Origin of the sequence: Pseudoalteromonas sp. SCSIO_11900, from assembly GCF_000576475.1 — a bacterium.
Classification (GTDB): Bacteria; Pseudomonadota; Gammaproteobacteria; order Enterobacterales; family Alteromonadaceae; genus Pseudoalteromonas; species Pseudoalteromonas tetraodonis.
The window spans coordinates 185,948-201,352 of the sequence record NZ_KK070023.1; the positions used below are offsets into that span (position 1 = coordinate 185,948).

A 15,405-nucleotide genomic window follows, 5' to 3' on the forward strand; every position below is an offset into this window, starting at 1 on the left:
AGCATGGTCAAAACAATGACATTTTATTTTTTTATAATTCGCTATTATAACTAAGATATATGTATAAGCGCTGAAATTAACAAGCTTTGCAGCTAATTACTTTTTAACAATGAAGTAATTAATATAACCAGCTGATATAATTTACCTTTATTGCTGGAGTCGTTATGCGCTTATTAAAAACCACTATTCACCCCACTATTAATATTACTCATGGTTGTCAGTTTACTCGCCCTACTGCTCGCGCAATTGTATTTAAACAACAGCATATTTTATTAATGTACACTCAGCGCTATGACGATTTCAGTTTACCCGGTGGTGGCATAGACTCAAATGAAAGCATTAAACAAGGACTTATCAGAGAGCTCAATGAAGAAACTGGCGCGCAAAATATAAAAATTTGCAGTGAGTTTGGCCTCTATGAAGAATATCGTCCTTGGTACAAAGATGACTTTGATATTATTCATATAAAGTCATACTGTTATGTATGCGAAATTAACGAACAACTCGGCCAAGCACAGCTTGAGCACTATGAGCAACAAAATGGTATGCAAGCTAAATGGGTAAATATTTTTGAGGCGATAGCTCACAACGAACGCACATTAGCTAATAGCGATAAACAAGGATTGTCGATTATTCGAGAAACCTTTTTATTAAAAGAAATTGCCAAACAGTTCTTTTAATAAGTTTACATTGCTGCATTTTACGTTCCTATTTGAGGTTCAGCAAGACTTTTTTTTACTAATATAAAATCGATATAAACCAAATAAGTTACTACTTAAAAATAGGCTTTCCATAATTATTGCCACAGGGGAGCCAGCAAAAATATTATGCGTTATCCAAAAAGAGGTTCCCACCACCATACATAACCTTAAGTGCAAGTCTCTATTTTGAAATGAAGCAATGGTTTGTATTAATGTCGCCACCAGCGCAAAGCCACTAAACCAATCTTGCCATGTTAAATAAACGGCTAAACAACTCACTGCCATAAATCCAAACATGACCCAAGTATGCTTAAAGTATATGCAGTAAAAATAACGTAACGCGGCAATAAGCATTAAGCAGGCGGCACTGTTATAACCCAAAATAAAAAAGTGGACTGAGGTTAATAACACAGAGGTAAATAAACAACATAAGATAATACGTCGAGACTTAAACTGAAATGAAGCTAAGTCGAGTAAAGTCGCGACGGCAACCAATGATTGGGCAATTAAAAACATAACACTCCAAGGCACTTAAGGCATAAAAATGAGGAGTGTATAGTGCTTTATATAAACAGCACTTAACTTAAGTTAAGTCGCTTACGAATTCGTGATAACGAAATGGCCGAAATACCTATATACATAGCCACTTGGCTTAAACTTAACTGCGCCAACCAATGCGGTTTATGTTTAAGCAAGTAACAGTATCGCTGCTCGGGGCTGTTGAGTAATAAAAATGCTTCTTTGGCTTCTTTAAATATTAGTTGCTGCGCAATGAGCTGCTGCTTAATGAGTTGGTACTGTGCTTGCTCAAATAGTGTTAGCGGTACTTTAATTACACTTGCCTCATTAATTACTTTTAATTGATAAAAAGCGGGGCTTGAGGTCATCCAATTGGCAAACAGCAATGCAAACTCATTTTTAAAATAAAACTCTTTGCATTTTTGCCCGCCATCAATATCATCATGAATAGCACCTAAAACCCCCTCCATAATTAAATAGCCATAACGCTGTACATCGCCTTGGGGCAATAACACGGTATTGCGCGCGACAAGCTGTTGAGGGTAAATACCTGCCAATTGTGATTTAAGCTTATTTATAAGCACTTCGTAACTATCGCCAAGCGATAAAAGTGGGTTGTCAGACATTAAACATTACCATTTTTCCATTAAAATATGCGTAATATCCGCAGCTGATACCCCCACCCGAGGCACATACTTCTGACCACACCATAAAGGCGAAAAATCACTTTGGCCTGCTTTTTCAGCGCATGTTCTTAATGCTGTTATTGCGCTACTAGCATGAGGAAACGAAGGCACGCCCTCAGGCATAGTACCTAACTCGAGCATGACGCGGTTTTGAATACCCCGCGCGGCTCGACCAGAGAACAAAGTAGTAAGCGCGGTGCTATCTTGAGCCTGCTCTAAAATAGCTTGCTGATGTAAAGCAGATGTTTTTGCTTCTTTACATAATAAATAAGCGCTACCGACTTGAACTCCACTTACCCCCAGCGCTTTCATATGCTTTACATCATCTGGCATTGCAATACCTCCTGCAGCAATAATCGGTAATGATAAATGCTCAACACAACGCTTAACTAACTGCTCAGTGGTTTGTTGCAAGCTTAAATCCATTGATAAAAAATGCCCTCGATGCCCACCAGCTTCTAAACCTTGAGCAATAACAGCATCAGCGCCATTTTCACTGAGCCAAATAGCTTCATCTAAAGTGGTCGCCGTTGAAATTACTTTAGCGCCCCAGTTTTTTATTTGCGCCACAATAGCGTGCTCAGGTAAACCAAAATGAAAACTCACAACTGCAGGTTTATAGGGAGCAATAATATCTACAACGGCTTGGTTTATAGGCTGACGGGATGCCTCTGCGGTTAAACTTTGCGGGTCAATTTCATACTCTGCAAAATAAGGGGTCAGCATATTATGCCATTGCTGCTTTTGTTGGCTGGTGTAATCTGTAACCGTGTGACAAAAAAAGTTTAGATTAAATGGTTTATCTGTTTTTTGAGTAAGCAAGTAGAGCTGTTCAACTAACTGTGCTGGCGTTAACATAGCGCAAGGCAACGACCCTAGCCCACCAGCTTCACAAACGCTTGCAGCCAACTCAACGCTTTGTACGCCCGCCATGGGCGCTTGAATAAGAGGTAAATCGATATTAAACAATGACTGTATCATCTAACTACTCCCTGTAACTTTTTCAACAACTTGCAGTATTTACAGAACCATAGCAAAAACAACGAACAAACAAAATCTAGATTTTTGTATGAAGTAATATAAAAACCATTATTAACAAAAAGTTATGAATTATTATAAACTATCACCCAACTGGCTTTGGTTTTGCACCTACCCTATTACATAATTTGTTAGGAGGTAAAATGAGTAACACAGTAGATACGATCAATCCAGCAACTGAGCAAGTCATCAATAGCTATACGCTGCTTTCTCAAGCTCAAGCAGAACAAGTGATCGAAAAGTCTCATGAAACATACTTAACATGGCGATTAACCTCGTTTACTGAGCGCGCTAAATACCTGAATAAGCTAGCCTCTTTATTTGAAGAGCAAAAAGAAACGCTTGCTAAACTGATGACCGAAGAAATGGGTAAAGTGTACGAACAAGGCTTTCAAGAAGTGCAGCTTTGTGCTGACATTTGCCGTTATACCGCAGAACATGGCGCCGATATGCTGAGCGACGAAGAACGCGATATGCAAGGCGGTCGTGCAATTATAAGTTATCGCCCCACTGGCGTGTTGCTAGGTATTCAGCCATGGAACTTCCCACTTTATCAAGTTATTAGATACAGCGCCGCAAATATTATGGCGGGTAATACCACGGTATTAAAACACGCGGGCAATGTGTTTGGTATGGCTGAAAAAATAGATACCTTATTTAAACAAGCTGGGTTCCCTGAGCATTGCTTTAGTAACTTACTAATTGACGGAAAAACAGCCAGCGCACTTATCTCTCATAAACACATTAGTGGCGTTACCTTCACAGGAAGTGATGGCACAGGCAAAAAAGTAGCTGAGCAGGCCGGTAAGCACGTTAAAAAAACCGTACTAGAACTGGGTAGTAATGACGCTTATGTTGTACTTGATGATGCTGACCTCGCACTGGCAGTTAAAACCTGTTTGCAGGGCCGCATTATTAACAATGGCCAAACCTGTGTGGCTGCCAAGCGTTTTGTGGTAGTTGACTCATTATACAATGACTTTAAAGAAGCACTGAGCCAGCAATTTAAAGCAATTAAAATGGGCGACCCTATGGATAAAGATACTGAACTGGGCCCTATGGCACGAGAAGATTTACGCGACAAAATTCATCAGCAAGTGCAAGACTCGGTAAATGCAGGCGCAAAAGTAATTGTAGGCGGCGAAATTCCGAAGCAAACAGGCTATTACTACCCACCTACAGTACTAGAAAATTTATCACCAGGGATGCCTGCATATGATGACGAATTATTTGGCCCTGTGGCATCTTTGATTAAAGCCAAAGATAATGACGACGCTATGCGTATTGCCAACGACTCCCGTTATGGACTAGGCGGCGGCATCTTTTCAAAAGATGAGAAAAAAGCCATTGAGCTGGCTAAAAAGCATTTTGATACCGGTATGATCAACATAAACGGTTACGGACTGGCACAACCGAACCTACCATTTGGCGGTGTTAAAGACAGTGGCTATGGCAGAGAACATGGCGGCTTTGGTATTCGCGAGTTTGTGAATGTTAAAAGCATCATGATTAATAGCTAATATCAGGTATCTGGTTAATAAAACTAAACACCGCGCTTGTAATAAGCGCGGTGTTTTTTGCCTGATAAATCTAAAAACCTGAATTGGGCTGTTTTAAAAACTCGCGTTCTTCTTCTGTAGACTCCCGCCCCAGTATTTTATTACGATGCGGGTAACGATTAAATCTATCGATAATCGCTTTATGTTGATACTCAAAGTCTAAGTTATTTTGAATACCTAACGCCTTAAATAACCGGACTGCTTCCTTATGAATTAACTGCGATTCGCTGTGCATAAAAGGCATATACAAAAATACTCGCTGCTCATCCGTCAACTTCTTATCAAACCCTTTTGTGATGGCCGATTGTGCTAACGCTAAAGCCATTGAATCACAGGCGAATGATGCTGGCTTGTCACGATAAATATTTCGCGAGAACTGATCAAGCACGATAATTTCAGCTAGGCTGCCTAATGCACTCTCACGCCATTGAAATAACTCACTCGCACTCGCTTGCTGGTGTAATTGGCCAAAACGAGCCTGAATCATCAAATCAAACGCCTCGTCTTTTTGCCACCACTGCTTTGGCTCAAGCTCTGTAAACCAAAAGTCGATAATTTTATTAAACATAATGAATCTCTTTGTTAATTAACACTCAACTAAATAGCTCGCTATATAATCCCGCAAATTTAAAAGCACGACCCTAATGTATTAACTTTGCCTTTCGCCTAAAGCCTTTAACCTAACACCTGTACTTAATCTAGCCTTTTTCAAACCTAGGCACTTTACGTTTATCGGCTTTGCTCATAGCAAGCTCTTGTATGTCTTGCTGTTTAAGCTCGCTGGGCTTTGTTTCGAGTGATTGCTGATTAGCATCTTCATAAACAAGTTCGGTAAGCAGAGCAAAGTGATCGGAGCCATATTTAGCAAGACGTTTGATACGCTTTACGGTAAAACCTGTAGAGTGAAATAAGTGATCGAGCGGCCAGCGCATAAAAAAGTAACCAGCATGAAAAGTGTTATAAAAGCCCCGTCCTTTACGTGGGTCTAAAAAGCCACTGATTTGCATAAATAAACGGGTGCTGCGTGACCAAGCTACATCATTTAAATCGCCGGCGACTATCGTTGGGCGGCTTGGATTTTTAAGCGCTTTAGCCACCATTATTAGTTCGCTATCGCGCGGACGCGATGAATCTTTTTCTGTTGGGCTTGGTGGCGCGGGATGAATAAAATGCCCCTGCATTTTTAGCCCTTGGTGGTTTTCAAATAAAATATGAATAGAGGGAATATTATCTTCTATGAGTTCACAAATTTGTGCATCGAGTATGTTAAATTTACTAAATACATGCATGCCGTAACGGTTATCTTTTGGGCACTGTACTTGATAAGGGTAGTTTTTTTTAAGCACAGATAACTTATCTTGCCACCAGCTATCGCTTTCTAAGGTGATAAGTAAATCGGGCTGATATTTATCGACTAAGTTAATTAACTGCTCACTATGTCGATTCGACATCAGTACATTAGCGCATAAGATTCTGATGCTATGATCACTACTTTTTGGCGCTGTTAATACTTCTTTTTTAGCAAACCAAGTGTAGGGATAAATCCACTTAGCTTGCAAAACTAAAATAACAAAAGCGACCACCGCTACGAGTGAGTAAGCAATTAAGCCGCTTTGCCACATACCTATTAGTGCAACGATAATTACAGCGCTTGCTAGGTAGCACACCTGCAAGCGCACAAAGTCGCAACTACGTATCAAGTAATGCTGACTGTATGACAGGGGTAATAAGGTTATTAATAACAACAAGCCAGTAACTATGACCAATACAGTGAGCATTTATAAATCCTAATAGCGCTGTAAAATAGAGAGTATTTCACGAGTGTCGTGCACTAGGTGAATAATAGTGCGATCAATTTCAACTCGCACTGTGTCTCTTTCTCGGTCTATTACTCTAGCACGCTTATAAATGTCATGCCCAAGGATATCACCTTGATGATAAGATCTGTGCCACCCTGGTGGAGTCCACCCTTGACGAATTAACTGCTTGGCTTGTTTCTTAGAAAGCCATTTTTTATTATGGTCTTGGTTATTTTTTTGCTTTTTCCAGTGATGCTTGTTTGCGTGTTTATTCACATGCTTACCTGCATGTTTGTCTTTGTGTAGTACAGCAAATGCGTTTGTTGCCGTTAGCGCAAAAACCATTAATAAAATACTGATTAATGTTTTCATGGCTGTTCTCCAGTGTGGTTATTACTGAAGATTATTAACGCTTAAGCCTGAACAACACATGAAACCCTAAAGTTAGCGCTGTTTGTACTGTGTTTTACAATGACTGCGCATAATCGCGGGGTCGCGCAACTTTAGGTGTTTAGTTTTACGCCCGGCATGGCGCTTACGCCACACTTTAAATGAGCCACTAGATATGTGGTCACGCATAAAATTAACTAATTGTGAGTAATTTAGCCCATAAAGATTTTCAATGGCTTCAAACGGCGTTCTGTCTTCCCATGCCATTTCTATAATGCGTGATTGCTGTTCTTGGTTAAACATATTTATTCCAAATTCTGTTGATACGCAAAAGTTAAACTTAGCGATCATCACTTGCTTGTGATGTTAAAAATATAACCTCTTTTCATTTATTAACTTTAATTAAGTGTATGATTAATCTACACACTGAAACCGGAGCTAAAAGGATGTTTACAAAACTACCTAAGTGGGTCGAATATGGTGCGTTTACCCTCGCTTTTATTGCCGGTATGGTAAACGCAGTAGGTTTATTAGGGTTTGAACAGCAAGCAATTTCTCATGTTTCGGGGTCGGTGACTTCATTAGCTATTGAACTTACTACCAACATCAATGCAGCGTTATTTTTAATTGCGATTGTACTGAGCTTTATATTTGGCTCGGCATTAACAGGCTTAATGCTCTCAGGCGGGTCACTTAAGTTAGGACGCCATTACGATACGCTCTTATTTATTGAGGGTATTTTACTACTGGTAAGCGCACAGCTACTTCAACATTCATATCCTTACGCACTTACACTCGCCTCTGCCGCCTGCGGCTTACAAAATGCTTTAGCCACTAACTACAGCGGTGCTGTAGTGCGTACCACTCATTTAACCGGTATTTTTACCGATTTGGGTTTGATGTTTGGTAAAGCCCTAAAAGGAGAAGCTTTTGACAATAGAAAATGCTTGGTCTTTACATTAATTGTTGCCGGTTTTTTAACCGGTGGAGTGGTAGGCGTATTGCTATTTAAACATTACTCAGTGCTCACTTTAGTTTTTCCGGGTATTTTTTGTATTGTTTTATCGATTACTTATCGGGTTTATAGGTTGAGTGTGCTTTAACCAATTCACAAACTCCCCTACCCTAAACTTATCAACTTGCCGATGTGCTGGAATTTATGAAATATTACTATTTACCCTCTTTATTGTTATGCAGTCAGTTAAGTTTAATTAATAGTGCGTGTGCTGAAGATACCGCGCAATCAATTGAACGTATCACCACCACAGCATCACGTAGTGAAGCGCTCTCCACCCCATTACCTTTGGTGATCAGTGTATTAAGCGAATCACAACTTGAGCTTATAGCCCCTACCCATGTAGAAGAAGCACTGCAACGCGTTGCAGGTGCCAATATACAACGTGGTAATGGTCAAGAATATTTACCCGCCCTGCGCTCGCAGGTGCTTTCTGGTACGGGGGCTTGTGGAGGGATTTTAACTGCTGAAGATGGTATTGCACTTCGTGCAGCTGGGTTTTGCAATATTAATGAGCTGTTTGAAGCACATAGCGAAATGGCACAGCGTATTGAGGTATTAAAAGGCCCAGGCTCTGCACTGTATGGCTCAAATGCAGTGCATGGCGTAATTAACGTCATTACACCAGACACGACCCAAGGTGGTGGTTTACTGGGTGTTGATTATGGCTCTTACGGTTATGCTCGCTATAAATTGCGTGCAGGCCATGCTATGGATAATTCAGGGTTCGGTATTAATGCCAGCTTTACCGATGATGGCGGTTACCGAGATGATGAAAGCGTTAAACAACAAAAAATAAATGTGCGACATCGGTACGCTAACAACAACTTAAGTTTAATATCGGGGTTGACCTATACCGACTTAGACCAACAAACCGCAGGGTATATTAGTGGCTTTCAAAGCTATAAAGATGAATATATTGCACAGCAAAATTTTGATCCTGACGCCTTTAGAAAAGCCCGTTCGCTTAGGGCTTGGAGTAAAGCAAGCTGGCAATTAGGTGAGAACACACTGGTTGTTACTCCTTATATTCGTGACCAAAGCATGGACTTTTTCAAACACTTTTTACCCGGTACTCCGCTCGAAAAAAACAGTCAAACGGGGTTTGGCCTACAATCGCTTTATCAACATTATGTGAACGACAATACGAACTTAAAGCTTGGCTTTGATGGTGAGTTTACCCAAGCCGATTTTTTACAAGCCCAAGATAACCCCACCCAAGGCTCTGCGTTTTTAGTAGCCACTGTGCCGCAAGGTAAACATTACGATTACCAAGTCGATGCAACCTTATACGCTCCATTTGCCGCTATTGATTGGCAGCTTAATGACTGGCTTATTACCGCTGGGCTGCGTTATGAGCACATGCAATATGACTATCAAAATAATATGCTTGCAGGGCGTACAAAAGAGGATGGCAACGAATGTGGTTTTGGTGGCTGTCGTTATAGCCGCCCCAAAAGCACTAAAAACAGCTTTAGTAATCTTTCGCCAAAACTCGGGGTGAGCTATCAGCTTAATACTAACAATACATTATACGCTAATTTTTCAAGAGGCTATCGAGCCCCCCAAGCGGCTGAACTCTATCAATTACAGCGCGAGCAAAGTACTGCCGACTTAGACGCAGAAATAGCTAATAATGCTGAGGTGGGTATTAAAGGGATGTACAACAATACTCGCTATGGCTTATCGATGTATGCGATGAGCAAGCACAATACCATCTACCGCGACAGTGACTTTTTTACTGTTAATGACGGCCAAACTCGGCATCGCGGTATTGAGCTTGAATTAGCGCATAGCTTTAATCAGCATTTATCTGTTAATTTTGCAGGCACCTATGCCAAGCATACGTACTCGAATGAGCAAATTATTGGCAGCATTAATATTAAAGGTAACGATATTGATACCGCACCTCGAAAGGTTGCTAATATCGATTTTAACTGGCAAGCCAACGAGAGTATTAGCCTTGCGTTGCAATGGCACTATGTGGGCCGCTACTTTACCGACCCTGAAAACTTACATGAATATCAAGGCCACGATATTTTAAGCTTGCGCGGCCAGTGGCAAATTAGCCCACATTTATTACTCAGTGCGCGAATAATAAACCTAACAGACACTGCTTACGCTGAGCGCGCCGATTACACCAGTTTTACTGGCGAGCGTTACTTCCCAGGAAAACCGCGTAATGCCATGATTTCGGCAACTTATAATTGGTAGGCAACTAGTTCGCTCATGTAACGCATGGGCGATTTTTTCATTACCTTTTTGAACATAGTAATAAACGCACTCACCGATTCATAACCTAATAACTCTGATACCTGTTGTACACTTTGCTGATTAGATAACGCCTGCAGTGCAATTATAATATGCAATTGAGTACGCCATTTACCAAAGGTCATGCCTGTTTCTTTTTTTATCAATCGCGCTAAAGTACGCTCAGTTAAAGCAAATTGCTGCGCCCATTGTGGTAATGTTTTGCGGCTATTAGGCTGACTAATAAGCTGATCACTCATGTTTTTAATCACACTATTTTTTGATAGTACAAAATCTAAAGGTTGAATTGGCATATCCACTAATTGATCAAATAATACTTGTGCAAGCCGCGCGGTTTTACCTATTAAGCTATAGTTTTGCTGGTTACCTGCCAAACTAAGCATTAATTCTTTTACAAGAGGACTGATAGTTAATGTACAGGCTGTAGCTGGCATTCCTTGTAAGTTTACATCAATAAATAAATGGCATAAATGCGCATTATCAGATGCCCTATTACTGTGCTCTACATTTGCTGGGATCCAAATAGCACTGTGGGTAGGTACCATCCACATTTTTGTTGCTACTTCACAAGTAACATAGCCGTATAGAGCTAAAATTAACTGCCCTTTTGGGTGTGTATGCAGTGGAATTTCACGGCTAAGCTGGGCATATTCTATTTTTGCAATAATCGGCTGCGGCATGATTTCAAAGTTTATTATTTCATTCCAATCTTGGGAAAGCTGCATTTTGTCCGTTTTTAGTTATTTAATGTCTCTTTTACTAAATTATAGTGATGATTAAGCCTTTATACTAGGCTCAATTGCCTCTTGCTAAATAACTAACCTGCTAGGACATTTACCTTGTTAATCCAACAACCTCAATCTCGTTTATCTTTCGCATTATTAATACTGGGTATTTTACTTATTGCTAGTAACTTACGTGCGCCGGTGACTGGTTTAGCGCCTGTATTGGACCAAATAATTCTTAGTTTTAATTTAAGCGCATCACAAGCCGGTATGCTTACCACCTTACCTTTAATTGCATTTGCTGTAGCAAGCCCATTAGCAACTAGTATAGCTAAAAGACAAGGTTTAGAAGTATCGCTATTCATTGCTCTTATTTTGATTGGCCTAGGCTTAGCATCACGCATGATAGATTCTGTGCCGATACTCTATTTAGGCACCGTTGTCATCGGGGGAGGCATTGCAATAGGTAATGTACTGTTACCGAGTTTAATTAAGCGCGACTTTGCACATAAAGTAGCAGTAATGACCTCGGCGTATGTACTTGCTATGGGTATTTTTGGTGGTAGTTACTCAGCGTTAATTATTCCACTTGCAGAATATAAACAAATGGGTTGGCAAATCGCTTTGGCCAGTTATGCGTTAATTACTTTACTAAGTTTATTTATTTGGTTACCGCAATTAAAGCTACGCACCAAACCAACTAAAGATCTAGTTGAAAATACCGATGAGGTTAAAGTGTGGCACCAAGCGCTTGCGTGGCAAATTACCTTGCTACTTGGCTGTAATTCGTTATTTACTTATATAATTATTGGCTGGTTACCAAGTATATTAATTGACAGCGGCTTCAATGCACAGCAAGCGGGTGCATTACAAGGCTCATTTCAGGTGGCTTCGGCATTGCCTGGTATTATCTTAATTCCTTTATTAGCAAAACTGAAAGATCAGCGTGTACTCACCTTTGCCTTAGGAGTATTGGCAAGCCTATCTTCAATAGGACTACTGTATATGCCAGTACATGCGTTTGTGTGGTCAATTACTATGGGGTTTTGCTCGGGTGCATGCTTTATATTGGGCTTGTCGTTTATAAGTTTACGTACTCACGACTCACATCAAGCTGCTGCCCTTTCAGGTATGGCGCAGTGTATTGGTTATTTACTTGCCGCTACGGGGCCTATTATTGCAGGTGCACTACATAGTTATTTTGGTAACTGGACATCTACTTTGTGGTTTTGCGCGAGTGCGAGTGCACTAAGCGCTATGTTTGGCTATTTAGGCGGACGGAATATTACTATGCGCAACAAGGCCTAAGTGTAAATTAAAGGTGGGCCGTGCAATCATAAGCCCACTGTTTATACTTTAAACTAGTTTAATAAGCCTGAATTGCTTTTTGCCACGCTGCATTATCCAAAAGCGTTCAAACAACGAAATATCAAGCTGCGCATGCTCGTCAGTAACGACCATACTGTTAATTTTAATCGCATTAGCTGTTATTAATTCACGCGCCTGTCGCTTTGAGCTGGCCAGTTTACTTTTAACTAATAACTCAGCAATACTTATTTGCGTGTCGCTAATAGTGTTCACGGTTAGCCCATCTTGCTCTAACTGTTCAAGCTCTGCCAAGGTGAGTGTTTGCACCTGACCATTAAATAACAACTCAGTGATACGCTGCGCACTTGCCAAGCCTTCTTCAGCATGAACAAAACGTGTTAATTGCTCAGCTAAAATGCGCTGTGCTTGAGGCTTTTGGCCGCTTATCTTATCGTTTGCTTCTATGGCCTCAATTTCTTTAACTGATAAAAAAGTATAAAAACGCAAAAAGTTATACACATCAGCATCTTCACAATTTAACCAAAACTGATAAAAGCGATACGGTGAGGTTTTTTTAGGCTCGAGCCAAATAGCACCGCCCTCAGTTTTTCCAAATTTTGTGCCATCTGACTTAGTAATAAGTGGCAGTGTTAAACCAAACACTGTTTGCTGGTTTAAACGGCGGGTTAAATCAATTCCACTGATAATATTACCCCACTGATCGTTACCGCCTATCTGCAAAGTACAATTTAACTCACTATTGAGCTTAGCAAAGTCATAAGACTGCAATAAGGAGTAACTAAATTCAGTAAACGACAACCCTTGGTCTGGACGTTGCAAACGTTGTTTTACTGACTCGCGGTTGAACATGGTGTTAATTGAAAAGTGTTTACCTACATCACGAAAAAAGTCTAATACATCAATACAGCTAAACCAGTCAGCGTTATTTTTTATTTGCAGTGGCTGGTTTAAATGCGGACCAAGTAAACTCTCAACTTGGTTTGCAAGCGCATCCACCCATTGCGACACCGTTTGCTTGGTGTTTAGACTGCGCTCAGTGGCTTTAAAACTCGGGTCACCAATCAACCCTGTAGCACCCCCAATTAATGCCACACCTTGATGCCCTGCATCCATAAAACGCTTTAGCATTATTAATGGTACTAAGTGCCCTATGTGTAAGCTACCTGCGGTAGGATCGAAGCCACAGTAAACCACCTGTGGAGTTTTAAGCTTATGGGTTAATTGCTCAATATTACTCACTTGAGAGACTAAACCACGCTGCGTAATGTCATTAAGTAAATGTGCTGTCATCGTATTTCTCAAAATTATCTATAAGAAAAATACTAATTAAACTCAGCGATGGGCACTATATCCCTAAAGGGACATAATCGCGTTTTATTTTGTGTGCATTAAATGATTTAAAAACAATCGAAAAAATTCACTCAGTGAAGCAACGTTTAACTGCGAATATATACGTTTGCGATGGTTTTTAACTGTACCTAGGGCAATCCCAAGCTGAGCAGCAATATCTGCGGAGTCGCAACCTTGCACAATTAAACAAGCCACTTGATGCTCTCGTTGAGTAAGTTGTAGGTTAGCAAATGATGTGAGGGCATTTTCTATAAGCTGCCCAGTAACTGAATTATTAAATTGATTTAATAGTAATTTTTGGCTACCCCAATGTTGGCTACACAGTGCTTTTATTAAATTAAAATGTGCTATTAATTGCTGCTTTTGCAACGCAATAAAGCGTTGGTTATTGGATAATAAACCAAGGTAAATAACAATCGAGCGACCGTTACCTATATTAGTACAAATACTGAGCTCATCAGTCCAGCCAGTGTGAGTATAAAACTGCTGTTGATATGCTTTAAAGGTCAGTTCATCTTGGTAACGAGCTATATCAGCGAGCCGAAATACTCCTTCCTCAGCTTTACTAACCAGTTCAGTATAAAAAGGGTCGTTTACAAACGAGTTAGTAAGGTAGCGCTGAAATAAAAGTTCACGCTGTTTCTCGATAGAATCGAATAAATAAATGGGATGCTTATTTACTCTGCAAGCCAATACAACCGCACAATCAAACTCAACAATAAGGGCAATGTAATTAACCAGCTTTTGCGCAAAACTGGTCCCCTTTATAGCTTGTACACATTGCGCTAACGCATCTTGCTGAGTTAATTGCTGCTGCGAGTCCGACTGCATTATGATGCCATTTTACACTGAGTATTACTGATACAAGTTTGCTTGCTTAATACTGGCAAAATCATTAAAACGCACGCCGTGTTGGCGCATCACTTCAAGGATTTTTTTACTGATCATTTGTCGTAAATAAAACGGCTGATTCGGCACAAAATGATGAATAGTATGAGTATGCCCAAAGTTAAAGCAAAATAAATTAAATGGCATAAACAAACGGCTGGTGATGACGTGAGTTTGTTCAAGCATATTATTAACACCGCCGTAATAATGCATACTTGAAGTAACAAAATTAAGTGAGCTCGAACGCACAATATTAGGCACAATCAGCACCACCATTAGAAATTCAAACACATTCATTACATCAAGCAGCAATACAGGTGAATTAGCAGCCAATGGAGTGAACAAATTAACTAAGTGAAACACAATTACGCTATATAAAATGGCGAAATACGCAGTGGTAATTGGAAAACCTGCATTAAACACTTTAAAGAAGCTAAACCCATTAATTTCTTTACTAAAACGTTTTGCATTAATTAATAAACCGAGTAATCCATCAACAATTACCAAAGCACGTAAAAACGGATTTTTAATACCATTACCTACCAAACGTTCTTCTAAGTCTTGCTCAGTACCCGACGTTTTATGATGATGTAAATGTATCTTGCGACGGTACCATGGGCTTATGGTATTAGGACGCATCAGCCACACGGTTAACATCATAAAATTATGCAAAAATGGTTGGTTGCTAAAATACTGTTTGTGGATTAAGTCATGCTCAAGCTCATGGGAAATTGAGGTAGCAATCGCCGCTAAAATAATGCATAGCCAAGCGGGAATAATAGCAAAATAATACAGCGTGCCAATTCCGATTAATGCACTCAAAGAAAGTAATAAAATAGTCATTCCTAAGGTATTTTGATGCATTAATAGCGGGTGTTTTTTACGCAGTAATGCTTCTTCAGCCTTAATCGCTTTTACAATGGCTTGAATATTCTGTTTTGCGGTTAGTTGAGTCATGGTGTTTTATTCGCAACAAGAGGTTGAGGTATATAATACCCGAGTCAAAACACATTGCATAACTTGTCACACCCGTATCAATGAAAAATACGATTAAAGTAGGCACGTGTTTACTATATAACCATAGTTCTGGATAAGAAACCTATCTCAAGCAGGGCTTAAGGTTAGGTAAACCAAA

General features: G+C 40.0%; 16 protein-coding genes. 5 read left to right on the plus strand and 11 right to left on the minus strand.

Translation table 11 applies throughout. The features are described from left to right. Positions 1-164: 164 nt before the first annotated feature. Entirely contained in the window at positions 165-680 is a 516-nt protein-coding gene (locus tag BG00_RS00845) for an NUDIX hydrolase (RefSeq protein ID WP_036979951.1), read from the plus strand. A 39-nt stretch (positions 681-719) separates the two neighbouring features. On the opposite strand, the gene BG00_RS00850 is transcribed toward BG00_RS00845, so the two are convergent. From BG00_RS00850 to BG00_RS00860, 3 genes are all read right to left on the minus strand, one after another. Further along, positions 720-1,217, minus strand: a complete 498-nt coding sequence (locus BG00_RS00850; RefSeq protein WP_036979954.1) for a YgjV family protein — start codon at positions 1,215-1,217, stop codon at positions 720-722. A 62-nt stretch (positions 1,218-1,279) separates the two neighbouring features. Next, entirely contained in the window at positions 1,280-1,846 is a 567-nt protein-coding gene (locus tag BG00_RS00855) for a Crp/Fnr family transcriptional regulator (protein ID WP_036979957.1), read from the minus strand. 6 nt (positions 1,847-1,852) lie between these two features. Further along, positions 1,853-2,887, minus strand: coding sequence for an NAD(P)H-dependent flavin oxidoreductase (locus BG00_RS00860; RefSeq protein ID WP_036979959.1), 1,035 nt, complete (start codon positions 2,885-2,887; stop codon positions 1,853-1,855). 200 nt (positions 2,888-3,087) lie between these two features. Here BG00_RS00860 and BG00_RS00865 point away from each other — a divergent pair, with 200 nt between their 5' ends. Continuing rightward, positions 3,088-4,464 carry an NAD-dependent succinate-semialdehyde dehydrogenase gene (locus BG00_RS00865; RefSeq protein WP_036979962.1) on the plus strand — a complete coding sequence of 459 codons (1,377 nt, stop codon included), beginning with the start codon at positions 3,088-3,090 and terminating at the stop codon, positions 4,462-4,464. Between the two features lie 70 nt (positions 4,465-4,534). Here BG00_RS00865 and BG00_RS00870 read toward each other — a convergent pair whose 3' ends face one another. From BG00_RS00870 to BG00_RS00885, 4 genes are all read right to left on the minus strand, one after another. Continuing rightward, complete coding sequence (locus BG00_RS00870; protein WP_036979965.1) at positions 4,535-5,071, minus strand: DUF924 family protein; 537 nt, start codon at positions 5,069-5,071, stop codon at positions 4,535-4,537. Between the two features lie 130 nt (positions 5,072-5,201). Beyond that, on the minus strand, positions 5,202-6,281 hold the full coding sequence (locus tag BG00_RS00875; RefSeq protein ID WP_036979968.1) for an endonuclease/exonuclease/phosphatase family protein: 1,080 nt from the start codon (positions 6,279-6,281) through the stop codon (positions 5,202-5,204). Positions 6,282-6,290: 9 nt separating this feature from the next. After that, positions 6,291-6,674, minus strand: coding sequence for a hypothetical protein (locus BG00_RS00880; RefSeq protein ID WP_036979971.1), 384 nt, complete (start codon positions 6,672-6,674; stop codon positions 6,291-6,293). A gap of 72 nt (positions 6,675-6,746) precedes the next feature. After that, complete coding sequence (locus BG00_RS00885; RefSeq protein ID WP_013464176.1) at positions 6,747-6,995, minus strand: TIGR03643 family protein; 249 nt, start codon at positions 6,993-6,995, stop codon at positions 6,747-6,749. A 143-nt stretch (positions 6,996-7,138) separates the two neighbouring features. On the opposite strand from BG00_RS00885, the gene BG00_RS00890 reads away from it, so the two are divergent. Then, entirely contained in the window at positions 7,139-7,795 is a 657-nt protein-coding gene (locus BG00_RS00890) for a YoaK family protein (protein ID WP_036979974.1), read from the plus strand. A 56-nt stretch (positions 7,796-7,851) separates the two neighbouring features. Further along, positions 7,852-9,921 (plus strand): TonB-dependent receptor, encoded by a 2,070-nt coding sequence (locus BG00_RS00895; RefSeq protein WP_036979976.1) that lies wholly within the window; start codon positions 7,852-7,854, stop codon positions 9,919-9,921. Here BG00_RS00895 and BG00_RS00900 read toward each other — a convergent pair. Then, on the minus strand, positions 9,909-10,703 hold the full coding sequence (locus BG00_RS00900; protein ID WP_036979979.1) for an AraC family transcriptional regulator: 795 nt from the start codon (positions 10,701-10,703) through the stop codon (positions 9,909-9,911). The two genes, BG00_RS00895 and BG00_RS00900, sit on opposite strands and share 13 nt — an antisense overlap. Before the next feature lie 114 nt (positions 10,704-10,817). Between BG00_RS00900 and BG00_RS00905 the strand changes: the two genes are divergently transcribed. Next, positions 10,818-12,011: an MFS transporter gene (locus BG00_RS00905; RefSeq protein ID WP_036979982.1), complete on the plus strand. Its 1,194-nt coding sequence runs from the start codon at positions 10,818-10,820 to the stop codon at positions 12,009-12,011. A 48-nt stretch (positions 12,012-12,059) separates the two neighbouring features. Here BG00_RS00905 and tyrS read toward each other — a convergent pair whose 3' ends face one another. The 3 genes from tyrS to BG00_RS00920 form a co-directional block, all read right to left on the minus strand. Continuing rightward, positions 12,060-13,322 (minus strand): tyrosine--tRNA ligase, encoded by a 1,263-nt coding sequence (gene tyrS / locus BG00_RS00910; RefSeq protein ID WP_036979985.1) that lies wholly within the window; start codon positions 13,320-13,322, stop codon positions 12,060-12,062. A gap of 84 nt (positions 13,323-13,406) precedes the next feature. Further along, positions 13,407-14,213 carry a LuxR C-terminal-related transcriptional regulator gene (locus BG00_RS00915; RefSeq protein ID WP_036979987.1) on the minus strand — a complete coding sequence of 269 codons (807 nt, stop codon included), beginning with the start codon at positions 14,211-14,213 and terminating at the stop codon, positions 13,407-13,409. Positions 14,214-14,237: 24 nt separating this feature from the next. Continuing rightward, positions 14,238-15,227, minus strand: a complete 990-nt coding sequence (locus BG00_RS00920) for a fatty acid desaturase (protein ID WP_036979989.1) — start codon at positions 15,225-15,227, stop codon at positions 14,238-14,240. Between the last annotated feature and the right edge of the window lie 178 nt (positions 15,228-15,405).